Origin of the sequence: Fructilactobacillus florum 8D, from assembly GCF_000512295.1 — a bacterium.
GTDB lineage: Bacteria > Bacillota > Bacilli > Lactobacillales > Lactobacillaceae > Fructilactobacillus > Fructilactobacillus florum.
In genome coordinates this window covers 1-24,010 of record NZ_ALXG01000038.1, presented here as the reverse complement: position 1 = coordinate 24,010, position 24,010 = coordinate 1, and the positions used below count along the sequence as shown (strand labels likewise).

Genomic DNA, 24,010 nt, shown 5'->3' with positions numbered 1-24,010 from the left:
TCATCCTAATTAAAAATTTATGTATAAAAAAACGAATAGTAGCTATTCGTTAAACAGGGTCGCTGCTTGTTCAAAATCAAACGGATCCCCTACCTGATAATTAGCTGGTAAAATCAAGGCTCCTGGTTTATCAGGAGCATGCGGGATGCGTAGTTCACGACCAGAACAAATCATACCATCGCTTTCGACATCCTTTAACTTACTAGGCCAAATCAATTGACCGTTAGGCATCATGGCTCCAACTTCAGCTACGACTACTTTAATCCCGGTTTTTATATTTGGCGAACCACTGACGATTTGTAAAACCTTGCCAGCTTGGACTTCCGTTTCCGTAATCTGCAGATGAGTCGACTGGGGATGTGGTTTTACAACATTAACCTGCCCCACCACAAAAGTAGCCGGCGAAGTTAATGGCAATCGATCCGAGAAACCTTGACTCTGCAAGACCTCATTCAAGGTCGTAATTTCTGCTTTAGATAAACCAATGTGCCCGACCTGTCCCTTTAATTTTGGCAAAAGTTCACTCGCATTAAAAATATTATACCCGACGGTCTGACCGCCCGCTTGTAGCGCGACAACATTCCCCTTACGAACCGACCGCTGGTTAGGCTGGTCTGGACCCAGCACCAGTAGTAAAACATCCCCAATCTGACGAGGATTATAACTAGCAATCAGCATTTTGATGTACTCCTATCCTTTTAAATTAGTCTAGTCCTGCAATAAAACTTTCGATTTCCGCCTTGGTTTTTCGATCTTTGTTTACTAAGCGACCAATTTCTTTGCCATCATGAAAAGCAATGAAGCTTGGAATCCCAAAGACATCTAACTCTTTGCATAGTTCAATATTAGCATCTCGATCAACTTCAAGAAAGGTGTAGTTTGAGAAATCTTGAACAATTTCGGGCATAGCTGGTTTGATAAAATTGCAATCAGGGCACCAGCTAGCGGTAAAAAAGAGTAGGTAGTTGCCATTGGCAATCTTATTTTTTAAGGTTTTTGCATCCATTACTGCTAATTCTTCCATCATATATCACTCCTATCTGTGTTATTATAACTCAGTGATTAGTAATTGTTATTTAATGAGCTTCAAAAATTACTTTAAAGGGGGATTCACTTTTGCGTAGTAAAAAATTTATTATTCCAACCTTGTTATCTTTGGCCGGAACGACTGCCCTAGTTTACTTAAAAAAACGGCAACAAGCTCATGAAAATGCTATTAAAGCAGCGTTGCTTCCAACCATTAAGACGGTTTTTAATAACCAAGAGATTAACGGCTACTGGATTGATTTTGAAAATCAGCGCGGTCTAGAATACGAGGGAGGCGTGAAAGTCACTGATCGCACTTCTGGTGTTCAAGAGGCCTATACCTTCCTTTTCAATCCAACTACTAAAGAAATCTACCATATCAAGCCGGTTACAACCGTTTAATCAACCACTTTATCAGGAAAACGGGCCTCGATTCGATAAATCGGGCCTTTTTCTTTGAATTTATCTTCATATTCAGTTGCAACGTTAGCCGCCAAAATTTCTGGATCTGCTTGATACAAATCAAGATCAATCCTTTCAAAATGCAACCCGAAGTTATTTAGACTTACCAGCGAATATTCAAATAAGGGGCGATTATCGGTTTTAAAGCTTAACTTAGCTTTTGCAGGCAAAACTTCTTGATAAATTTTTAAAAATTGGGGGGCCGTTAAGCGACGCTTTTCATGGCGCTTTTTAGGCCAAGGATCTGAGAAGTTCAGATACAGCTGTTGAACTTCTCCTTTCGCAAAATATTCAGAAATAGCCTTACCATTAGTTAGAATAAATTGGACATTTGAAACTCCCGCAGTCAATGCTCGGCGTACTGCCATGGCCAGCACGGCATCTTCCATATCAATTCCGATAAAGTTTTGCTCGGGATGCCGGCGCGCCATTTCAACAATAAAAGCACCCTTTCCCGAGCCAATCTCAATGTTTAATGGGGCGGGCTGAGCGAACCGTTCTTGCCATCTCCCCCGATATTTTTCTGGTGCTGCGACAACCAAATTGGGATGATCGGCTAAAAATGGTAACGCCCATTTCTTCTTTCTAATCCGCATACGTCTCTCTCCTATTTTTATTAAGTTGGTGGCGAACAACGGTCTTAATTAAACCAAATAGTAGCAACAAACCACCGGCTAAGGTCACCGCACCACTCCATAATGATGAAGTCCCCCACCAGGTTGCTAGACTAAATAAAATAATTTCTATCCCGATTAAGCTACCGTAAAACTGGTGGAAATTTTGAGCTTGCTCTGCACCGGTAACCGGATAAATCTGTAACAGTGAATTTTGTCGAAAGTATCCAGCAAACGGAGTCAATTGGACTCCCGTCATATAGATCAATAACCAGGCAATGATTATTGCCATTAATTGGTTGGACAAGCACAATAAGATAATCGTTCCAAGGAAAATAACTCGTACATATAAATCACTTTCAGTGGAGTTTCTAACAAATGAACGAAAATACAAGTTCAGATAAAGATGTGCTTGATCTTGTTGTAACCACCGCAACCAGGAATCAGCCCAGCGACGCCGGCGAGGTCGAGCTGGCAAAGTTGGCACATCAGTGAACAAGGCAAAAATCTGATAGAGACGTTGCATTCGGCGACTTTCAGTTCGAACGAGCCACTTCCAATTGAGTGCAACGCTTCGTGCCCTGCTCCAGTACAACACTCCCGCAAGATAACCACATCCTAGTAATAGTGATACAAGAGGCCATCCTAAAACTGCAACAGCAATGATCCCAAATGGTAACAGCCAGGCGCCACTAATTCGAGCTATTGTTGTGAGGGGGCGGGCTAAATAAAGTTGTCCAACTTGAAAAGCAAGTAAGCCCCCCTTCAAAACCAGCATCAACAATAACAGCTCCGTGAGTTGTAACGATTGAAATCCCAATGACAAACTAACAAAGGGCAACAAGACAAACCAAATGAGCAGTTGAATGCAGCCAGAAAGCGCATAACTATACCAATAAGCGCGTTTTAAATAGGACGGAAATGCAAATTCTTGGGGCGCCAAAAAAACCTGGTCGGGAGCTTGAATCAGGGTCGCTAGGTTCCCTAGTTGCAAGCCACCTACTAGTCCCAACAAAATGACCCCTTGTTCCCAGGGTTGCCCGCCACTCAAATGTTGTAATAAATTTCCGTAAGCAAACGCCAATGCTCCAATAAAAAATAGGAGCGCAATCACAAAGAAATCGTTAAAAACATATTTAAGATATTTGGTTAGTTCGGTAATATGGCTCGTCAATCGTTGCCTGAAGATCTTACTCATGTTGCCCATCCCTTGCCATCGCTAGATAAATGTCAGTTAAGGTCGAACCAGTATCTGCATAGCGTTTTTGCATGGCTGCCAATGGACCCTCATAATTAATGTGACCGTCGTTAATCAAAATAAACCGATCACAATATTTTTCTGCCGTGTCCAGCACGTGCGTCGACATTAGGATCGCTGCTCCCTGTCGTTTTCGTTCCGTAATCAATTCTAATAAATCATCAATTGCCAATGGATCAAGCCCAGTAAAGGGTTCATCAATCACAAATAAGCGCGCATCAGTTACAAACGCACACACAATCATGACTTTTTGCCGCATTCCCTTTGAAAAGTTCGCTGGAAACCAATCCAATTTATTATCTAATCGAAACCGTCGCAATAGTTCATGAGCCCGTTTCCAAGCGGTGGTTCGATCCAGTTGATATGCCATCATGGTGACATCCAAATGTTCGCGTAGCGTTAGCTCTGGATAAAGAACTGGCATTTCTGGAATGTATGCTAATTGTTGCTTATATTGTCGTACATTTTGTTGTAGTTCAATTCCATCGACCGTAATGCTCCCAGAAAAGGGAGTCATTAGACCGATGACATGGTTAATCGTGGTTGACTTTCCTGCCCCATTCAGACCAATCAGTGACACCAGTTCCCCTGACTGCACGTCAAAGGTTTCATCTTTTATTACTGGAACGGAAGAGTAGCCACCTGTTAAATTATTTACTTGCAAACCCATTTTTTCATCCCCTTAATTCTTCAATTAATAGTATATCATATGTAATTGTTGCAAATCAGAGACTGCGTCCATGCTATAATCAAAGCTAGAAAGGAGTTTAACCATGTCAAATTTACATTCAGATTGTGTTTTTTGTAAGATTATTGCTGGCGATATTCCTAGTTATCCTGTTTTTGAAGACGACGTTGTCCTGGCTTTTTTAGATATTTCCCAAGCTACCCCCGGGCACACTCTCGTTATCCCCAAACAACATTTACAAGACATCTATGCCATGTCATCGGAGCAAGCGGGTGCAATTTTTAGCCGCATTCCACAGATTGCACGTGCCATTCGCGCTAGTGATCCACAAATTAAAGGAATGAACATCGTTAATGATAACGGAGTCGTCGCCTACCAGTCCGTTTTTCACGCCCATTTTCACCTGATTCCCCGTTACCAGCCAACCGATGACTTTAACATTCATTTTGGAGACCACAGTACAGATTATCAACCACAACAGTACCAAGCTCTTCAAACGGCCATCAAAAAACAGTTGCATTAATTTTTAAAATATGCTTAATTTTGTGCTAATTATTCTCTGAAAATTCTAAATGTGTTATATTTAAGCAAGTATGATTTAAAAGTTTCCAAATCAAGCAGTAAAGGATAGGATGGACAAATATGAAGATTACTAGAAAAAAAATCGCGCTCGGAGCAGCTGGAGTTTTAATGAGTTTATCATTAGCAGCCTGCGGTGCGGGTGGCAAAAGTGTTGCTACTACTAACGGTGGTAAAATTACCCAAGAAGATTTCTACAATAAACTGAAGAAATCTCCACAAGGAAAACAGCAGCTTCAGCAAATGATTTTGCATAAAGTTCTAGAAAAACAATACGGTGACAAAGTTAAAAATTCTGATGTTGATAAACAACTCAATCAATACAAATCCCAATATGGTAGTCAGTTCAAGGCGCTTTTACAACAACAAGGCATGACTGAGTCAACCTTAAAACAATCCTTGAAAGATCAGCTAATGTTGAAACAAGCTGTGATGGCACGAACCGACTTTTCTAACAAGCAATTGGAAAAGCAATTCAAATCCTTCCAGCCAAAGGTAACGGTTCAAACCATTATGACCAAGGATAAGGATACAGCGCAAAATGCCATCAACGATTTAAATAATGGCAAAAAATGGAATGATGTTGTCAAACAATATTCAGAAGACGAATCAAATAAAAATAACGGTGGAAAAACCCCTCCTTTTGACAACTCAACTCAGGGCGTAGAATCATCGGTTAAGAAAGCAGCTTTCAAGCTGAAAGATGGCGACTACTCGACTGAACCAATTAAGACGCAACAAGGATATGCAGTGATTAAAATGGTTAAGCATCCTAAGAAAGGTAGCTTAAATGACCATAAAGAAGAAGTTAAACAACAATTAGCAACCAAACGCATGTCTGATAGCAATACCATGCACAAAGTTGTTTCTGAAGTGTTAAAAGACGGCGATGTTCACATTAATGATAATGATCTCAAAGATGTGCTCTCCGGTTACGTTGAAAAAAATTAAACTAAACAACTAAAAAAGCTTCACTTTTCAATTCTGAAAAGTGAAGCTTTTTTTAATTGTTTTCCTTATTAATTATTCGTTAATAACGTTTGCGTGGCGGGCATTAAGTCGTCTTGTAAAATACGTTCGTCAGCCGTGAAATAAATTACCTGCGTTCTTTTACTTAGATCTTTCAACAATTCCAGTGCGTGTTTGGTTCGTACGCAGTCAAATTCAGCAAAGCCATCATCAACCATAATTGGCATTGGATATTGGTCGCTAAATGAGCTAGTAAAAGCCAACACCAGTGAAAGATATAGTTGTTGCGTGGTTCCTCGTGATAGTTCACTCACTTTAAACCGGAATCCGTCGTTTGTAACAACTTCCATTTTATTTTTATAACTAATCTTTTGATAATGCTGATCAGTCAAAATAGCAAAATATTTTTGTGCCTGTGCTTGAACTTGCGGGAAGCGCCCATGGTTAGCCTGATTTAAAACTGCTTCAATCCAATCGTGACTCAATTGATTCAAAAAGTAAATTTTAGTCTGCTGAATTATTTCAGTTTCAAGATTAGCTAGTTGCTGACGAATCTCAGCAAAGGTTCCATCTTTCGCCTGTAGTTGCAACTCTCTTTGTAATTGTGCCTGTTCCTGCGCCAATTGAGTCCCGGTGGTACTCAACTCCGTGCGCTGCTGCCGTAACTTGCTAATTTTTTGTTGCAAAGCTGATTCATCCTGGTATTGCTTCAAGCTCGCTAGCACTGTGGGCGTAAGTACTTGTTCTAACTCAGCCTGTTCCATTCTTTTTTGTTTCAATTGTTGCTGTTCCTTGTATTTTTGTTCAAAACTATGCCGACCATCTACTTGCCGTTGTTGCCAAAATTGCTGTTGACTACGTTGGAGCTGTTCAACTTTCTGCAAAGCAGTGGTGGCAGCCTGTTGAAGCTCCTGCAGTCGTTGTTGATAATTTGACTGTTTCTGAGCACAATCTTGTGCTTCAGCCAAAATTCGTTGCAATTGCTGGATTTGTGTGGCGGGAGCGTTTGCCTGCAAGCCAAAAGGTTGTGCAGCAAACTGCCAAGCAGAGAGCATCTGAGTAAGCGCTGTTTGCAAATGCTGCTGTGTCGCCTGCTTTTTTTGAAATGCTGCTTTCTGTAAATCTCGTTGATTAATTTTGGCCTGTAATACATTTGTCCACTGTGCCATTGGTACCTGACTAATGTTAAATTGGCGTCCAATCGCCGTCAGCTCTTGCTCAACCTGAGCTGATTGGGTCTGTAATTCCGTCGCACTTGGAAAAGTCGATGATGCTGACCCCTGTTTTTGCTGCTGGCCGAACAATTGATAACAACTAATTCCTAGCAGAGCTAATCCTAATAGTCCTCCAATGACCAGTCCAACCCCTCCCAAGAAAATAGCACCAAGTATCAATAAAAGCCCTCCAGCGATTCCAAACCATTCCCATGAAGGAGTCGGCTTCGTGTTAGGATTTTGGGAAGGAGTTTGTGACAATTGGAGTTCCTGTTGCTGTAAAGCTTGTTGCTTTTGCAACAATTCGGCGGTTTTTTGATTAGTAGTTTGATCAAAGGGCTTACTTTGTGGTCCCCCAGCTGCTTGAGTAATTGTCGTTAATTGTTCTTCATCATTCTGTAGCTCGGTCGTAATTTGGTTGAGTTGGCGCTGCTGTTCTGCGGCCGACTCAACTTGGGGAGCTAGTTGCTCAATTTGGCGCTTATGTTCAATATAGAATTGATACCACTCCGGTTGTTGCGGTGCTTGTTTTTGATAGGAGTTTACCTGTTTTTGTTGTTCTTCTAAGTTCTGAGAAGCAATTTCTAAGGAACTTTGGAGCTTGTTACTAGCCTCTAAATCAGCTGGTTCAAATCCTGCACTTCCCGTTAATTTTTGTTGTCGTAGCGCTTGGAGCTGCTGATATTTATTCCAGAGGCGTTGCTCATCTTCTAATTTAGGCAGATCAGCGGCAACTTTTGTCAATGCTTTTTGATTTTCAGCTCGTTTAGTTGCAATTACCTGTTCTTGTTGCTGGTTTTCTAAGTATTTGGGATAGTCCGTTTGAGAAGTTTGAGCCTTTTTCGTTAACTTTTCATGCTCCTGTAACAGTTGGTTTAATTTTCGAGTTCGACCCCGCGGTGCATAAAGTTGTTTCGCTTCTTTCTCCAACTTTTCGGCTAATTCCAACCACTCGTCTACGCCAACTACACCAACCCGATTGATCAATTGATTTAACTTTTGCTTAGATAGGTTAGCCACTGCCCCCAAATCTGGAAAGCTGAAATAAAATAAATTTTGGTAGGTTTTACGATCAATTGGACCTAACCATTTTTTTAGTAAATCCGCCGATTGGTCCTTACCTGCTGCATCGGTAATGGTTAAATCTCCACCATTTTTTGCATCTACCCGATGTAAATGAAAAACTTGTCCCTGCTGCTCAATCGTGAGTCCCCCACTCATTTTACTTTTATCTTTAGGCCCGTAAGGATGACTAGTGCTACGTTTCTCAAACCCAAACAACATATCCAAGATGAAACTGACCATTGTACTTTTACCAGCTTCATTTCGCCCGTACAGTGCCTGCAAGTTTTGCAACTCCAACGAAAAATGGTGAAATTTACCGTAGTTATCAATCTCAATTTGTTTAATCTTCATTAAGATCTTCCTTCCTCTGCGTTGCTGCTCTTAATAGTAGTTCACTATCTCGCTGCAAAGCCGTGTACGCCACCTCATTTTGAAATTCATTAAACAAAAAGCCTTTTTCAAATAATTTTTTACCAAGGGCAAGCACATGCTCACTACTAAAAATTTCAGGGGCAGTTGCTTCCCAGTATTCTTGATCAAGATTAGTAAAGTTCAGACTGGTTTCCTCCACTAACGAAAGCTCATACACCCACTCGGATAAATTCTGTTCCTGAAGGAGATCTTGCAAATGAGCCAGACTAATTCCCGTTAAAATATTTTGCTCGAGTGCTTGATTCAAAACTGGTTCTGTTGCACGACAAACTATATTTATTAAATGTAGCTTTTGATAGTGCTGACTTGCAAGCAGCTGCTCCAAACCATTCAGCAACTCCGACTCCTGCATTCCGGCTGCTAGTGAAAATGACAACGAAGAAAAAATAATTGGGGAAGTTTCGTGAAAGCTTTTGCTAAGATGACCGGCGCTATCATCAACCTGTAAGTAGCCTTTTTCCCCTGTTTCATTTTTATGCCGACCTTGAATATTCCCGGGATACTCAATTAATGGCGATGCACATAGTTCCATTCTCTTATGAATATGACCCAACGCCCAGTAATCATAATTTTTTTCTAACAATTCATTCACAGTAAACGGGGCATAATTATTATTCACGCCCGTTTTTTCTGCCCCATGAATCATCCCAATCTGATAGTCAGCTGTACCCCGGTAGGGAAAAGCAGCAGCTTTGTCAGTTGTAACTGCTCGGTTTCTGTAACTAAACCCCGTAATCGCAACAGTTTTACCATCTGCCAGCGTCAGGGTTAGTGTGGTCGGTTCTTGGGGGAAAATATGAACATTAGCAGGCAAATGAAGTCCTCGCCCATCATCAGCTTGAAAATCATGATTACCAAACGATAAATAAACCGGAATCTGAGCGTCCTGTAACCGCTCCATTTCGGTTGTAAAGGCATTTAAAGCTGTAACACTTTGATGCTGACTGTCGAAAATGTCGCCAACAATCAGCATAAAATCAATTTGTTGTTCAAGGGCATCATTTACTAATTGATGAAAAGAGTCATATGGACCCTGCCGTAGTTTTTTCCATAGTTCTTGCGGGGTGCCTGCTCCCTGCAAGCCTTGATAAGGCGTATCTAAATGAAGATCAGCCGTATGAATAAATTTCATAATTAAACTCCCATAAAACAGAACAGGAGCGCCGCAGCGCTCCTGTTCTTCAGCAACTATTCTTGATAAAGCTTGCGTAGCGGTTCGGTGATAACAGCATTGGCTTCGTCAATCAACTTACCCATAGCTTTTTCGCGTTCCATCAACTGCTTAATGGCAGGCAACTGATTCATTTTATCAGCCAGCCCCTGCGCATGTTTCATATCATCTTGAGTGATTTCCTGACCGTTCATTTGCTTTTGACGTAATTCGTTTTGATTAGCTTGAAAGTCCGTAAAGACTTGGTAAGCTTCTTTTTCCTTTTTTAAGTCTGCAAAGGCACTTTTCAGATTCGCAAACTGTTCTGAGCTAACAATTGTTTCTTGCATTTTTTGGGCTTGTTCAATAATTTTATGATCTGACATTTTTTAATCCTCCAAGATTAAGGTTGGCTCAATTTTAACATATTTTTAGCTATTTCCCTAGAAAACTCCGCGCCCGCTCGTAAAAATCCTGAGCGACTCCAGCAGCCCGCTTTTCTATATCCTTAGTAACATCCTCAGCTTTATGAGTTAAGTCACTTCCTGAGAATGATTGTTTTTGTCGTTTTTGTTTTTGTTCAGCGCGTTGCTGAGCATCCTCCGTATTAAAGTTTGATTGATCGGTCAGTGGTAAAATTTGCTGCATCTGTTGCTTAAACAGCGAATTTACCCCCGTCCCACTTAGATTTTCCAAGTGATGGTCGGCATTAGTATTATCAAAGCCCTCCCAGGTAGCTACCACCACGTCAGGCGTGTAGCCGATAATCCATTTATCTCTAGTCGCATCAGCATCTTGACTACTGTCTGCTTCAGTACTACCAGTTTTACCAGCAACTTGATAGCCTGCTGGCTTAGCCGTTGCCCCGGTGCCGTAGTCAAAGACCCCCAGCATCATACTGGTCATCTCTTTAGCAGTCGCTGCCGACATGATCTGCGTCGTATTGCCAGAATTAGTTGCCACTGTTTTGCCAGTCGAATCAACGATTTTGGTAATATAAAATGGTTTTGAAACTTGTCCTTGGTTAGCAAATGCGGTGTATGCTCCTGCCATTTGCTGAGGCGAAACTCCTGTTGAAAGCCCCCCTAGTGCTAGTGCTAAGTTGTCATCCTTTTTTGTAACTGGCAACCCAAACTTTTGAACCGAATCAAATCCATTTTGAACCCCAATCTTGTTCAAAGTCCAAACTGCTGGGGCATTTCGACTTTCCGCCAACGCCCGATACATCGGAACCTCACCCTCATACTGGTTATTATAATTATTTGGCGAATAATTATTTTTACCATAAGACTGTTTTTTATCAACTAACTTTGAATCATAGGAAAAGCCATGTTCGAGCGCCGGAGTATAAACCGCCAACGGCTTCATTGTTGACCCTGGCTGGCGTTTAATGTCAGTCGCTCGGTTAAAGCCTCGAAAGACATCATTGTTACGACCCCCCACCACTGCTTGCACACCACCATTTTTCGGATTCAAAGCGATACTAGCAGCTTGCACTTTTGTTCCATCTGCTGCATTTTGTGGGAAAAGATTAGGATTTTTAAAATCAGTTTGAAAACTAGCTTGTTGCTGCTGATTTAGATTTGTATAAATCTTATAGCCGTTATTCATAATTGCTTTTTCACTAATTCCGTATTGATTAATCGCTTCGTTAATCACGGCATCAAAATAATAAGGATATTTATACCCATTTTTATTTTCAAAGGTATCCTTCGTCCCCAACGGTAAGGATTGGTAATGTTTTACCTGTGCCTTCGTTAATTTTTTATTTGCTCCCATCAATTCAAGCACTAGATTTCGTCGTTGCTTGGCTGCTGCGGGATGATCAATCGGATTATTACTAGGGTTTTGCAACATTCCTGCTAATACTGCTGCATCTTGTACTGGGAGTTCCGAAGCATTTTTGCCAAAATATTTCCGAGAAGCATCTTGAACTCCATAAATCCCATTTCCAAAATAGGCATTGTTCATATACATCGTTAAAATCTGCTCTTTGGAGTACACATTTTCAATCTCAATCGAAATAAACAACTCTTTAAACTTCCGCGACAGGGTCTGCTGTTGCGATAAAAAGGTGTTTTTAGCTAGTTGTTGTGAAATGGTACTTCCCCCACCACTAATTTGATTTCTTCCCATCAGTTTATTACCGATGGCTTGAAAAATTGCTCGGCCGTAACCTTTGACGGAAAAACCGTGTTCGTGATAAAAATTACGATCCTCGGTCGAGAGGATTGCCGCCGGCAAGTGGGGTGAAATTTGCTGCATGGAAACGTAGGAACCCTTTTGGGCATATAGTTTCCCAGCTTCATCATGATTTTGATCGTAAATAACCGTAGAACGTGAGAGATTGGATTGTAGACTGCGGACATGGGAAGTCTTCGCAATTACCGTCAAATAAGTAACTGATACTAAGGTGAAAAACAACACCATGACAATCAGCCACCGTGTAATTTGGAAACGTTTCCAGTATTTCCGAAAAAACCGCCAGCTCCGTTGCCAAGCAGTTTTAAAGAATGAACTCGACTGTTGTTCTTGCATATTTTTTTCTCCTGTTTGAAATTAGTCCGTATTGTACCATAATAAACAGTTAAAACGCAGCAAAACAAAAACAACGATGGTGGAAAATCCATCATCGTTGTTAAAGTTACATTTCGTCTGGAGCTTGAACTCCTAACAAACGGAGGGCTTCTTTTAAGACTAAGGAGACCGCTTGAACCAAGGCTAGCCGGTCATTAAGTTGGTCATCATCCGTCAATATCTTGGTATGGGCATAGTACTTATTGAACGCTTTTGCCAAGCGGAGCGCATATTTAGCAATCATTGACGGTTCAAATTCACGATTAGCACGGCGAACTGTTGCTGGAAAATTCTGTAGCATTTTAATGATGGTCCACGCATCATCAGTCATCGTTAATTGAGTGATTTTGGTAGGGAGTGGCTGATGAGCCTTTTTCAAAACACTTTCTGCCCTAGCATGGGCATATTGTACGTATGGACCAGTTTCTCCCTCAAATTTTAGCTGTTCTTGCAAATTAAAATCAATCGGATCAATTCGTTCATTTTTTAAATCACCAAAGATAACGGCGCCAACCCCGACTTCTTCTGCTACTTGTTCCTTATTCTTTAAATCCGGGTTTTTGGCAGCAATCTGTGCTTGCGCTAGTTTAATCGATTCTGCTAAAACTTCATTGAGTAGCACGATGTTTCCATGACGAGTTGATAATTTTTTCCCATTGACAGTAATCAATCCAAACGGAATATGATGGAGACCAGCAGCAGATTTTAGTCCCATTTTCTTAAGAACGGCTTTGAGTTGTTTGAAATAGTAAGTCTGTTCCGAACCGACCACATATAAATTCATTACTGGATGGTAAGTCTGATCCCGATAAATCGCCGTAGCAATGTCGCGAGTGATATAAAGCGAGGCTCCGTCCGACTTGAGGATTAGGGCTGGATTTAAATTATCACTGCTTAAATCAACCACCGAAGCTCCCTGGGATTTTTCCAGTAAACCGTCTTTTCGTAAGGTATCAACTACTCCTTGCAGAGCATCATTGTAAAATGATTCTCCATTATAGGTATCAAAACTAACACCTAACTTTTGATACGTCTGGTTAAAGGCCTGCAAGGAAACTTCGCGAAACCATTTCCATAGTTGAACCGCTTCTGGATCACCATCTTCTAACTTTTTAAACCATTCTCGTGCCTCTTCATCCAGAGTTGGATCTTGTTCATCTTCATGATGAAACCGAATATAGTACTGGACTAAGTAATGAATGGGGTCTCGTTTAACATCATCTTCGTTTCCCCATTTTAGGTAGGCTGTAATCAACTTTCCAAACTGCGTTCCCCAGTCGCCAAGATGATTGTCCTTGATGGGTCGATAGCCGTTTTTACTCAGCAGTTTGGCAATTGAATTCCCAATAACGGTAGAACGCAAATGTCCCATTGACATTGGCTTAGCAATGTTTGGCGACGACATATCAATCGTCACTGTTTGGTCGTGACCATCTTCATTATCACCATAATGATTTTTTTCAACGAGCACTTCTCCAAGAACTTGTTGTGCCACTTGTTGCTGATCCAAAAAGAAGTTCAAGTAAGGTCCGACTACAACAACTTTGGAAAAGTTCGTCGTATCAATCTTTTCCACCAACTTCTTAGCAATTTGTTGCGGAGCAGCATGTAGCTGTTTAGCTAGTATAAAGGTTGGAAAGGCTAAATCACCATTTTGGGATGTTTTTGGTACTTCAATTTTTTCGTAAATATCACTTGCAGTAACCTGCCCGTCAGTAGCATCCGCTACCGCCGTTGCCACCAATTGTTTATAATCCATGTTAAATTACCTCCTAAATAAAAAATCTCCTACATTAAAATAATGTAAGAGACGAGCAAACCCGCGGTACCACTCTAATTGGTTAGTTCCCACTTTGAATTATTCAGTTTGCCCTAAAAAGTACGCCTTCTTATCATGATTTGCCTAGCTCACACCACCCTAGACTCACTGGTTAATCATTAATAATACTACTCTCTTATCATCAGGCGCTTCCCAAAGCGGGTGACGGGAATCGAACCCGCGACGTAAGCTTGGGAAGCTTAAATTTTACCACTAAACTACACCCGCAGTACGAATAACATTGTACCACGAATTTCAATAGCCAGCAATCATTTCTCAAAAAATATGCTAAACTTTGAACAGGAGGAATCACTATGTTAGTTAACATCCTGCGCTTGAGCTGGTTTTTATTGGCAGTCGCCTTTTTAGTTGGTATCACAAACCAACAAGATAAAAAAATTGTGAAAGCTCTAATCTATTCTAGAATTTCGTACTTAGTGGTCTTAAGTCTAGAGGTAATACTCACGATTCGTTGTTTCACTACTCAACCCGTATTGGCAACGGTCAACTTCTTACTAGTAATCTGTACCATTTCATTTGTTGACATTGCTTACCAACGAAAAATTCAAGGAACTGGCGATCGAATAATTCCAATCATTACCATCATGTTAATGATTGCTTCGTGGGGCTGGCTTCTCTTACTTCATTAAAATCAAGCTTGCTGAGTTCGTAATTGCAGCGCTCGCCGTAGCGTTTCATCTACGAGCTCACTTTGGGCATCGATTACGGGATAACCGCCATTGCCAACCCGCTGATCAGCAACGGAAAGTTCCGTACAACCTAACACAACTACATCACAGTGCTGTGTAACGATCATTTGTCGCAAAATCTTATGGTATAGATTGGGATCAACCTGATTTTGTTCCTTAACCCCAGCATAGATTAATTCCATGGTATCATGTGCGACTTCAGGACTGGGCATAACAAACTGATACCCCGCTTGTACGAGCTCTTTTTCATAGATTCGATCATGCAGCGTACCTTGTGTTGCTACTAAACCAATGCGACGAGCACTGGGAAACTTAGTTTTAATGCTTGCAACTGCTAATCGGGGCATGTGCAGAATCGGAACCGTCGTTAATTCCTGCAAATCCTGATAAAAATAATGCGCCGTATTGCAAGGTAGCGCAAAAAAAGCCGGATTCAGCAAGCTTTGCTGTTTAATATCAGTCGCCAAGGGAGGCAATGGACTGGGCTGAGTATGATCCATGATGTAGTCCGTGCGATCAGGAACCGTAGCGTGATTTACCAAAATGTAGTTCAAATAATCCTGATCTCGATGTGCCGGAGTACGTTGATTCAACAGATGCAGGTAGGATTCCGTTGCTTCCGTTCCCATGCCACCGATAATTGTAAAAAAATCTTTCATCAGTTGTCACCCTTTTCTCGTGCAAAGTATGTTGCAAAATCTTTTTTATAATTATGGTTCATCCATTTAAACAATAACCACCGCATTGGGTTGCGGTCTTTTTTATACCAAAAAGTTGTTCCAAACCGACCGGTAGCTAACAACTTTTCTGCGACAGCTTTATCTGCATTTGCCTTAGCAAATTTTTTGAAAGTTGCTGGTGGAACGCCCAACCAAAGTTGGCGATGCTGATCATCTTGATTGCCGAACACCGGCTCTCGTTTCGCTAAATTGTCATTGACATAGTCGTCAACTAACCACTGAGCCAGGTTATAACCTGCTAAGGTTACATAAAAGCTGCTCCGTCCCTGCCGTAAATTAATCTCAAACAGCTTAAAGCTGTGGTCACGAACATCCCACTTTAAATCAAAATCAGCAAAACCAGTATAGTTAATCTGCTCCAAAAAATTCTGCAGTTGCTGATAAATCTTTTCATCGTATTCTGGCAAAATTGCAACATAGTTTCCAATCGCACCGGGAGCGGGATCTTCTAGTAACGGATGACCCAAGCACATCATCTTAACATGGTGTTGCTTATCAACATATGCATTCACCACCCGCATGTTGCTATCATCACCTGGAATGAAGTCCTGCAAGATCATATCCGAAGTATAGCCATTGGTGTAGATCTTTTTGATCACCTCATTAAATTCAGCGGCACTCCGAATAATGAAAACTTTTTTGCGTCCTTCAAAGTGGATATCAACCCATTCAATGCTGTTGGCCGGTTTCAAAGCAACCGGATAAGTATCCGGTTGGGTGTACGTACCGTTTTGATAATCAATTTTAGAAATCAGTCTCGTCTTGGGATAAGGTAGCTCGTATTGATCACAAAGCTGATAAAAATTTTCCTTAGTATTCAGCTGATTTGCTAAGTCAAAATCAACATTTGGACAAACAAAGACATCTTTTAGTTCCGCTTTATGTTTAGAAATCAGCTCAGAATAGCCATCACTACAGGCGATTAAGATAACTGGTTCTGGGTGGTTACGATATTCTTCTTTTAGTTTACGAAGTTCAGCAATCCAAACCGGATCTTCACTAAAATTAGGAATCAATTCCACGTTAACGATTTTGGAATAACGAGTTGGAGCCAGTTGAACTTCTGCCAGTGCCCGTACTGGTTGCTGGTTAATTTCATAAAAAGAACGGGCCATTCCATAAACATTGAAGTCACTGCCAAAGAGAATTGGCGTAAATTTTGGGGCTGTATTCTGCATAGCTATCATTCACTTTCTAATTATCATCATTGAGTTTAAGCAGCGCGGTTAGTCAAGTTGAAGCTGTTTTTTGACTACTGAGGAATCCGTCGGATAGGGAGTGTCAACCCCCTTGATTTTTTGATAGGGATCTTGTCCTTTGCCAAGAACTGCCACTAGATCATCAGGGCCAGCTTGTTCAATTGCTGTCTGGATTGCCTGGATTCGATCCATTTCAAAATGAACCTGCACCCGCTGATGATCAATATGGTGATCAATTTCATGGGCAATTTGTTCCGGGTCTTCAAAAGCAGGATCGTCAGTGGTCAGATAAACCTCGTCTGCTTCCTCACTTAGTGCCTGACCAAATCCAGCTCGGCGATCGATTCCCTTGTTACCAGGACTTCCCAAAACCACAATTACTTTCCCAGCTGGATGATGGTCTTTTAAGAAGCGCAGAACAGCCTTTGTACTCGCATAATTATGAGCATAGTCCACATAAACTGTTCCATGGGTCGCGCTTTGATATGCTTCCATGCGACCTGGAATTTTGGTTGTGGCAATCCCAGCGGCTAACTGGTCATGCTGAAATCCTAATATTCCACCTGAAATAATGGCATCTACTGCATTGGCCTCATTGTAATCTCCCGTGATTCCTAATGTGTAAGCACCAGCAATCCCTAAAGCCTGAGCTTTTTCGCTAAGGGCATTCAGCGTGATTTGATTTTCACTAAGCGAATCAGCCGTGCTGTCAAACGTAAAGTCAACCATTTGCTTTAATTGAAGCTTAGCGCTACTTCTTGCAAACAAATAAATTTGATCAGGATCCGTCGTAGCTTTGGCAGCATCATATATCTCAGCCACATGTGCAGTTTCTGCGTTAATGATCACCCGTTTGGAATTAATTAGCAGCTGCTCTTTACAATGAAGATAATTTGCGAAGGTGGGATGTTCATTCGTTCCAATGTGATCAGGAGAAATATTCAAAAATGAACCAACATCGTATTTAAGACCATAGACGCGCTGCTTCAGATACGCCTGCGAGGAAACCTCCATTATTAAGTAACGCATCCCGTTTGCAACGGCCTGTTGCATCTGTGCAAATAAATCTAGTGATTCCGGGGTTGTCAGCTGTGATTTGAATATCTGCTGTGGTTCAGACCCAAGAACGGTATTAACTGTTGAAAATAAGGCCGTCTTTTTGGCCGTTGGTTGCTGAAGTGCCTGATATAAAAAGTAGGCAGTCGTGGTTTTCCCCTTTGTTCCAGTAATTGCCACAATTTTCAAATGATTTTGAGGATAGTCAAAAAAAGCCGCTGCTAATAGTGACATTGCCTTTTGCACATCCGTTACGATAATCTGACAAGCCTGCTGTTCCAGATCAACCGGTTGTTCCGTTACAATCGCCGTAGCTCCCCTAGCAAGCGCCATGGTAACGTAACTATTTTTAAAATCACCCTTACAAAAAAACAGCGTGTCAGGCTGGACTCGACGTGAATCATAGCTAACATGCTGAAAAACAAGGGGCTGTTTTTCTTGGATTGATCGTAAGATGTGATGTTCATTTAAGATAATTTGCAGTTGCTCCATTGAAAGTGTCACAATAAAATCCTCATTATGCTTTTATTTGCGGAAGTACGCTTACCGCTACCCCGCTTTTAAATTCTCTTTCATTCTATCAAATCGCGTTATAATGCACAAAAAAAGAACCGATTCGCATCGGTTCTTCCAAGTTATTTTGCAACTTTTAATGCTTGCGTATCAACTTCATCAAGTTTGCTGCTAACCTTATCGATCACTTTCAACGCGGCAATCATTTCAGTTTTACTCATACCCAAAATTTCAAAACAAGTTTGCACATGATCGGAAATTTCTTGATGCATCGCTTCACCGTGCTCGGTCAAACTAATGTTAACAACTCGTTCATCTTTTTTAGAACGAGACTTCGTAATCCAGCCCTTACTTTCCAAACGTTTTAATAGTGGTGTTAAGGTTCCACTATCCAGGTTCACGTATGAACCAAGTTCGCGTACCGTAATTGGTGCATGCTCCCATAATACTAATAATACAAAGTATTGTGGATAAGTAAGGCCATACTGAGACAGCACATCTTGGTAAAAACGATTGAACTTTTTGTTGGCATTGTAAATCCCGAAACAAAGTTGCTCATCGAATTTAATGATTCCATCCATTTTAAAACCCTCTTTCCAACATAACTTACAACAAAATAGCTATCAAAAACTCGACTTCCAACGAGTTTTGTATATCTTATCATATTTGTTATGAACCAATGACTTTTACAAATGGCAAATTTTTTGAAATACACTGCTAGATTAGAAAATAAAGATGATGTTACTCAACTACAACTTATCCTTGCAATTAAACCACGAAATATTATATAATTAGACTCATACGCCCCGGTGGCGGAACTGGCAGACGCGCAGCGTTCAGGTCGCTGTTTGATTTTATCGAGTGCGAGTTCGAATCTCGCCCGGGGCATTTTTTGCGGACGCTGAACCTTGCTATTACGGCATTTGTTGTGAATTATCCCTAGCAATTTTCAGTCCAAGCACTTATTTTCAATAAGTGCTTTTTCTTTTGAACAAAGATAATAATTGCTATTTACGCGATTTTTCAAACTAGAAATATCGGACTTTAACGGCTGTTTATATTAATTATCATGTAATATAAAAATATTTTATTTTTTTGTGAAATACTGTTACAAATTCCAAAGTTTGTAACATTTATCACAATCTCAGAGGAGCTTGATTCTCGCAAAACCCCTGATAACAGTAATTTAAAATGTCAGTATCAAAACATTATTTTTTAAGCTTTATAGCTCATTTTAAGTCACAACATTATAAAATAATACGTTAAGATTAATTATAAATGATCAAAATAATTAAATTGTTAGCAAAGGAGTATGAGAAGTTATGAACAAAGCAAGAGTAGAAAATCTAACTGATGCAATTGTTGGTATTATCATTACCATCATGGTCTTAGAAATTAAAGTTCCGAACACTGCCTCCCTCACTGCCATCATTAGTGATTTCCCTTATCTAATCGCCTATATCGTCAGTTTTATCCTGATGGGTGATGCTTGGTACAATCACAATTACATGTTTGCTCAAATAAAAACCATTAATCGTAAAATTTATTGGCTTAATAATTTGTGGATTTTCTGGATGTCCTTGATCCCAGTGGCAGCCGCCTGGGCAGGAAAGTTCATCGATTCAGTTGGACCTGAAATATTCTTTTTCTTAATATTTTTCGCTTGGAGTCTTTCATATGCAATCCTAAGCCGAGCAATTGTTGTGCAGCTTGAACGGGAAAAATTAGTTACCGGGCAAAAAATTAAGGGGATGTTTGTCTACCGATTTTTCACCAGTAAATGGTTTTTTATCGCTGCAGTAGTTAATTTTATGGTAATTTTTATTTATCCCCCCATGGGGATGGCATTGACCTTTCTAGGATTAATCTCTGATCAAATCAGAATTAATCCTTATGATGAACGCTAAGCATATCAAGGAGCATCATTATGAATAAAACCCGTGTTGAAAATTTAACCGATGCAATTGTAGCAATTATTTTAACCATTATGGTTCTGGAAATTAAAGTTCCGGATACACCTCGGCTAAGCGAAATTTTGCATGACCTCCCCTACCTAACAGCATATGCTGTTAGTGTGATTTTTATCGGGGTTGCCTGGTATAACCATCACTACATGTTTTCTTTAGTTAAAAAAGTTAACAAAAAAATTTTCTGGGTAAATAATCTTTGGCTATTTACAATGTCCCTAATTCCAGTGGCTGCTGCTTGGGTTGGCCGTTTTATGAATTCAACTGGTCCCGAATTGTTTTATCTGATCATCTTTATCTCATGGAGTCTTGCCTTTTTCTTGCTATCTAAAACGATTGCTGATCAGCTCCAAACTGAAAATTATCAAGAAGCTGCCAAAATTAAAAACATGTTTATTTATCGTTTTCTTCGTAGTAAATGGTTCCCCATTACTTCCATAATCATGGTCCTTGGCATCTTTATTTTCCCACCTAGTGGCCTTTTACTAGGTTTTCTTGAATTAGTCGTTAATGGTTGGAAAAGCCCCCAGCAAGGATAGCTAGCGCACACAAAGATCTGTTCTAGAAACATTGAGAACAGATCTTTTTTTGCTTGAAAAATTAGCAAGCATCCTACTGTAAAAAAAGAAATAGATTGTTTACAATTGAAAATATGGTCTACAATGTGCCAATTATAGTTTAACTAACCTCGAAAGGATTTGTTATGGGAACTCGATTTGTATTTGGGGCTGGTCTCCTTGGAGGACTAGCAAGACTAGAAATCACTCAGTTGATCAACTATCATCAATTTCCAATTGCCACTCTCTTAATCAACTTAACGGGAGCATTTCTTCTACCAATTTGGACAAACTATGGTTGCCAGCGATTAGGCTTATCAGCACGGTGGAATCAGGTGATTGGAACCGGTTTGATTGGCTCCTTTACCACCTTTTCTGGAATAATTCTCGACAGTTTGAAATTGCTTGAGGTTCACAATTATAGCGGTTTCACGCTTTATCTTTCTTTCAGTATTATTTTAGGGCTGTTGGTAGCTGTCGTTGGTGACCAATTTTCACATATTCTGGCCAAAAGGATGTGGAACTAATGGGAAATATTCTATTTTTTCTCGGTGGAACCGGGGTCGGCGCAATTCTGCGCTTTTCAATCACGAATCACTTCAAACAAAGCAATCACGGACGGCTCGGAACTTTTCTGGTAAACATGATTGGCTGTTTTATTGCTGGAATGCTAGCCCCAGTGGCAGTAGTAAGTGGCGGTACAAACCTGCTGTTAGGATTTATTGGCGGCTTTACTACTTACTCAACTTTTAACAGCGAATTAGCTAATTTGTGGTCTAATCATGCTTATCGACAACTATTTATCTATTTAATAGGGAGTTATGGCATAGGTCTGATGCTTGGTTTCATTGGATTTTTCAGTTTCAGTTATTTCTAACTGGCAAGCATTATAAAAACTAAACGATCTTTTTAACTGATCGATATAGATATAAATAATTAAAAAATTTGTTTGCCTTGATCGGAACAACTGCTCACATTGGTTGCCGGTTAATCTACAATATCCCGTAAATTAAGGATTATCAGCAAAAATATTTTTACATTGTTTAACTAATTTGACACCATTTTCAAAGACTTCAATTTCAATTATCATAATATTCCATTTTATTTATTGAATTGTTTTCATCATAAATATTATAATAAAAAAGCCAGCATCATTTTCGAAAACAATCATATAGAGGCTATTTTTATGTTGAACAAAAAAATGAAAACTAAGAATGGAACCTTTAATTACTTCATAAATGAAAATTTCGATCGTAAAAATCCAACTATTTTCTTTTGGGCAGCAATGGGCATCAATAGTTCCTACTTTGATTATTTCAATCTATTTAAATACATAAATACTGAAAAAATCAATCTCATCAGCGTAGACCAATTAGGAAGCGGATTTAGTGGCTATCCAAATAATAATAAAAGAACCCTAGAAAACTATTCAACAGAAATGAATGAATTTATTGGATGTTTTAATCTTAAAAAAATTTTCATAGTCGCACATAGTTTTAGTGGAATATACTCTTTAAATATATTGAATAATATCAACGTAGCTGGTTTTATCGGAATAGATCCAACATCTCCCAAAATTATGAAAAAATATGAGGATCAAATTCAAAAAAACCTGACCGAAGCTCTAGAAAGTAAAAATAATAATCAGCATATGGATACAGATATAAATCCATCCCTACCTTCAAATATAAAATCAGAAGCGATAGTTCTTTATAGAAACATTTCTGGAAATGAATTTGAAATAAATGAATTACAAGAAGCCCATAACACCATAAATAAAACGTTATCGTCATCTATTAGTGACAAAATTCCGACACTGACTTTTTTATCTACTTTAAATTTAAATTCATACAAAAAATATGGTAACCCATATTTTAATAAAAACGTTAATTCATCTGAAATAATTTTAAATGGACATCATTTTTTACAATGGCTCCATCCAAAACTTATGGCAACATATATTGCTACATTTATAGATAATATAGTTTAATTTGACTGCCCTTGGTCAACTGTTGTTGGAATTTATTATCAAGAACGTCGTGCAAAGATTTGCAAAGACTATTTTAATCCGATCATTAGGCGCTTAACCACTGAAATAATAGTACTGAAGAAGCGATCTGGAAAAGTTATATAGAAAAAGAGTAAATAGACTTGTAAATTTTCCTCGAAAAGTTTACTAGAACTGATCAACATAATTACTCCGGATAAAATCGATTTGCTTCAATTCGGAGATATCAATCAATCTATACCAGAATTTTTAAAATATGAGTTAATTGCATCGCACTTACTTATAGTATATTTTCAACTCCTTTGTTTTTTATTTTAGCAAATATCATATTAACAATATAAATGGAACATATATTGAACCATTTGCTGGCGGAGCAGGCTTGGCTATAAAACTATTAGTTGATAATGAAGTTGATAACATTTGGATAAATGACTACGATAAATCAATTTATTCAGTGTGGTATTCAATTATAAACCATCCAAATGAATTAATAAAAATGATTGAAAGCGTTCCATTTGACTATGTTAATGGTAGTGACTATTCAGATGAATATAATTTAGATTATTGGAATGAAATTAAAGAAATACACAAAAATAACAAAAATCATCAAAATTCGATTGATAATGCTTTTTCAACGCTATTGCTAAATAGAATGAATATCAGTGGAATAATCAATGGTGGCCCTATCGGTGGAAAGAGTCAAGGCAAACTTAAATTATATGCAAGATTTAATAAATCTACACTTATAGAAAAAATAAAAACAATTAGTAGATTAAAATCAAAAATAAAATTAACAAGATTAGATGCAGAAAAAATGATACCTCTTATATATAAAAACTGTAATTTAGATAATACGTTTATTTTTTTTGATCCACCCTATTTTTCTCAAGGTAAAAATTTATATATGTCTTTTTTTAAAAAAGAAAAACATGAAAAATTAGCAAAATTAATATTAAGTAATGATAATGCATATTGGATTACAACATATGATGATAATGAAAATATTTATAATATTTATTCAAAGGCTAATAAAAAATATAGATATTTAATTAATTATTCTGCAAATAATAAAAAACGTGGAAAATCATCAGAATTATTATTTGCTAGCTCAAAAATAAAATTAGAATCATTCGATAAAACAAATCTTATAGAATTAATTTGAAACAAATGACATTATTACCCTACCCTATGCTTGGTAGCAATTCATCAGTTCGATTCTGTTATTAGGGTTTTATGATGAATAAAAAAGAGACCCACAATGTGATGAGAGTCTATAAAAAACAAACCAATAAAGTTTTCATATTAACACTTTATACCTGAAAACAGATTGAGAACTAAATTGTGGCGATTGTAAAACATCATGGATCGTGGATGGTACGAGTTTATTACAAAGATGAATTAGGTAAA

At 39.0% G+C, this 24,010-nt stretch carries 24 protein-coding genes and 2 tRNA genes; 11 read left to right on the top strand and 15 right to left on the bottom strand.

Going from position 1 to position 24,010, the window contains the following annotated elements; genetic code table 11:
- Nucleotides 1-42 precede the first annotated feature (42 nt).
- Together ytpR and B808_RS04515 are read right to left on the bottom strand one after the other, a co-directional pair.
- Nucleotides 43-678, bottom strand: coding sequence for a YtpR family tRNA-binding protein (gene ytpR / locus B808_RS04520; protein ID WP_009166740.1), 636 nt, complete (start codon nt 676-678; stop codon nt 43-45).
- A 25-nt stretch (nt 679-703) separates the two neighbouring features.
- Entirely contained in the window at nt 704-1,024 is a 321-nt protein-coding gene (locus B808_RS04515) for a thioredoxin family protein (RefSeq protein WP_035422209.1), read from the bottom strand.
- Nucleotides 1,025-1,116: 92 nt separating this feature from the next.
- On the opposite strand from B808_RS04515, the gene B808_RS04510 reads away from it, so the two are divergent.
- A complete protein-coding gene (locus B808_RS04510; protein WP_009166738.1) occupies nt 1,117-1,428 on the top strand; it encodes a hypothetical protein in 312 nt (103 codons plus the stop codon).
- Here B808_RS04510 and trmB read toward each other — a convergent pair.
- The 3 genes from trmB to B808_RS04495 are packed head-to-tail and all read right to left on the bottom strand — an operon-like array spanning nt 1,425 to nt 4,030.
- Nucleotides 1,425-2,084, bottom strand: a complete 660-nt coding sequence (trmB, locus tag B808_RS04505) for a tRNA (guanosine(46)-N7)-methyltransferase TrmB (RefSeq protein WP_009166737.1) — start codon at nt 2,082-2,084, stop codon at nt 1,425-1,427. The two genes, B808_RS04510 and trmB, sit on opposite strands and share 4 nt — an antisense overlap.
- Nucleotides 2,074-3,300 (bottom strand): ABC transporter permease, encoded by a 1,227-nt coding sequence (locus B808_RS04500; protein ID WP_009166736.1) that lies wholly within the window; start codon nt 3,298-3,300, stop codon nt 2,074-2,076. The genes trmB and B808_RS04500 overlap by 11 nt, the downstream gene beginning before the upstream one ends.
- Nucleotides 3,293-4,030 (bottom strand): ABC transporter ATP-binding protein, encoded by a 738-nt coding sequence (locus B808_RS04495; protein WP_009166735.1) that lies wholly within the window; start codon nt 4,028-4,030, stop codon nt 3,293-3,295. Before B808_RS04495 ends, B808_RS04500 begins: the two co-directional genes overlap by 8 nt.
- A gap of 103 nt (nt 4,031-4,133) precedes the next feature.
- On the opposite strand from B808_RS04495, the gene B808_RS04490 reads away from it, so the two are divergent.
- Nucleotides 4,134-4,571: an HIT family protein gene (locus tag B808_RS04490; RefSeq protein ID WP_009166734.1), complete on the top strand. Its 438-nt coding sequence runs from the start codon at nt 4,134-4,136 to the stop codon at nt 4,569-4,571.
- 119 nt (nt 4,572-4,690) lie between these two features.
- Nucleotides 4,691-5,578, top strand: coding sequence for a peptidylprolyl isomerase (locus tag B808_RS04485; protein WP_035422207.1), 888 nt, complete (start codon nt 4,691-4,693; stop codon nt 5,576-5,578).
- 68 nt (nt 5,579-5,646) lie between these two features.
- On the opposite strand, the gene B808_RS04480 is transcribed toward B808_RS04485, so the two are convergent.
- The 6 genes from B808_RS04480 to B808_RS04455 form a co-directional block, all read right to left on the bottom strand.
- Nucleotides 5,647-8,226, bottom strand: coding sequence for an ATP-binding protein (locus B808_RS04480; RefSeq protein WP_035422205.1), 2,580 nt, complete (start codon nt 8,224-8,226; stop codon nt 5,647-5,649).
- Nucleotides 8,216-9,439 carry a metallophosphoesterase family protein gene (locus B808_RS04475; RefSeq protein ID WP_009166732.1) on the bottom strand — a complete coding sequence of 408 codons (1,224 nt, stop codon included), beginning with the start codon at nt 9,437-9,439 and terminating at the stop codon, nt 8,216-8,218. Before B808_RS04475 ends, B808_RS04480 begins: the two co-directional genes overlap by 11 nt.
- Nucleotides 9,440-9,495: 56 nt before the next feature.
- A complete protein-coding gene (locus B808_RS04470; protein WP_009166731.1) occupies nt 9,496-9,843 on the bottom strand; it encodes a YlbF family regulator in 348 nt (115 codons plus the stop codon).
- A 49-nt stretch (nt 9,844-9,892) separates the two neighbouring features.
- A complete protein-coding gene (locus tag B808_RS04465; RefSeq protein ID WP_009166730.1) occupies nt 9,893-11,995 on the bottom strand; it encodes a transglycosylase domain-containing protein in 2,103 nt (700 codons plus the stop codon).
- A 106-nt stretch (nt 11,996-12,101) separates the two neighbouring features.
- Entirely contained in the window at nt 12,102-13,793 is a 1,692-nt protein-coding gene (gene argS / locus B808_RS04460; protein ID WP_009166729.1) for an arginine--tRNA ligase, read from the bottom strand.
- Nucleotides 13,794-14,010: 217 nt separating this feature from the next.
- Nucleotides 14,011-14,081, bottom strand: a tRNA-Gly gene (locus B808_RS04455).
- Nucleotides 14,082-14,167: 86 nt separating this feature from the next.
- Between B808_RS04455 and B808_RS04450 the strand changes: the two genes are divergently transcribed.
- Nucleotides 14,168-14,503, top strand: coding sequence for a DUF1516 family protein (locus B808_RS04450; protein WP_009166728.1), 336 nt, complete (start codon nt 14,168-14,170; stop codon nt 14,501-14,503).
- Nucleotides 14,504-14,505: 2 nt separating this feature from the next.
- Here B808_RS04450 and B808_RS04445 read toward each other — a convergent pair whose 3' ends face one another.
- From B808_RS04445 to B808_RS04430, 4 genes are all read right to left on the bottom strand, one after another.
- Nucleotides 14,506-15,222 carry an aspartate/glutamate racemase family protein gene (locus tag B808_RS04445; RefSeq protein ID WP_009166727.1) on the bottom strand — a complete coding sequence of 239 codons (717 nt, stop codon included), beginning with the start codon at nt 15,220-15,222 and terminating at the stop codon, nt 14,506-14,508.
- Nucleotides 15,222-16,481 carry a carboxylate--amine ligase gene (locus B808_RS04440; RefSeq protein WP_009166726.1) on the bottom strand — a complete coding sequence of 420 codons (1,260 nt, stop codon included), beginning with the start codon at nt 16,479-16,481 and terminating at the stop codon, nt 15,222-15,224. Before B808_RS04440 ends, B808_RS04445 begins: the two co-directional genes overlap by 1 nt.
- 48 nt (nt 16,482-16,529) lie before the next feature.
- Nucleotides 16,530-18,062 (bottom strand): UDP-N-acetylmuramoyl-L-alanyl-D-glutamate--2,6-diaminopimelate ligase, encoded by a 1,533-nt coding sequence (locus tag B808_RS04435; protein WP_009166725.1) that lies wholly within the window; start codon nt 18,060-18,062, stop codon nt 16,530-16,532.
- Between the two features lie 131 nt (nt 18,063-18,193).
- Nucleotides 18,194-18,652 carry a MarR family winged helix-turn-helix transcriptional regulator gene (locus tag B808_RS04430; protein WP_009166724.1) on the bottom strand — a complete coding sequence of 153 codons (459 nt, stop codon included), beginning with the start codon at nt 18,650-18,652 and terminating at the stop codon, nt 18,194-18,196.
- Between the two features lie 222 nt (nt 18,653-18,874).
- On the opposite strand from B808_RS04430, the gene B808_RS04425 reads away from it, so the two are divergent.
- From B808_RS04425 to B808_RS04395, 7 genes are all read left to right on the top strand, one after another.
- Nucleotides 18,875-18,959: transfer RNA gene (locus B808_RS04425), tRNA-Leu, on the top strand.
- Nucleotides 18,960-19,393: 434 nt separating this feature from the next.
- On the top strand, nt 19,394-19,978 hold the full coding sequence (locus B808_RS04420; protein WP_009166723.1) for a TMEM175 family protein: 585 nt from the start codon (nt 19,394-19,396) through the stop codon (nt 19,976-19,978).
- A gap of 20 nt (nt 19,979-19,998) precedes the next feature.
- Nucleotides 19,999-20,577: a TMEM175 family protein gene (locus tag B808_RS04415; RefSeq protein WP_009166722.1), complete on the top strand. Its 579-nt coding sequence runs from the start codon at nt 19,999-20,001 to the stop codon at nt 20,575-20,577.
- 164 nt (nt 20,578-20,741) lie between these two features.
- The gene (locus tag B808_RS04410; protein WP_035422201.1) at nt 20,742-21,122 is read left to right on the top strand and encodes a fluoride efflux transporter FluC; all 381 of its coding nucleotides are present in this window, start codon (nt 20,742-20,744) and stop codon (nt 21,120-21,122) included.
- Nucleotides 21,122-21,472, top strand: a complete 351-nt coding sequence (locus B808_RS04405) for a fluoride efflux transporter FluC (protein ID WP_035422198.1) — start codon at nt 21,122-21,124, stop codon at nt 21,470-21,472. The genes B808_RS04410 and B808_RS04405 overlap by 1 nt, the downstream gene beginning before the upstream one ends.
- Before the next feature lie 309 nt (nt 21,473-21,781).
- The gene (locus tag B808_RS06665; protein WP_009166721.1) at nt 21,782-22,585 is read left to right on the top strand and encodes an alpha/beta hydrolase; all 804 of its coding nucleotides are present in this window, start codon (nt 21,782-21,784) and stop codon (nt 22,583-22,585) included.
- A 397-nt stretch (nt 22,586-22,982) separates the two neighbouring features.
- Complete coding sequence (locus B808_RS04395; RefSeq protein WP_009166720.1) at nt 22,983-23,765, top strand: DNA adenine methylase; 783 nt, start codon at nt 22,983-22,985, stop codon at nt 23,763-23,765.
- Nucleotides 23,766-24,010 lie beyond the last annotated feature (245 nt).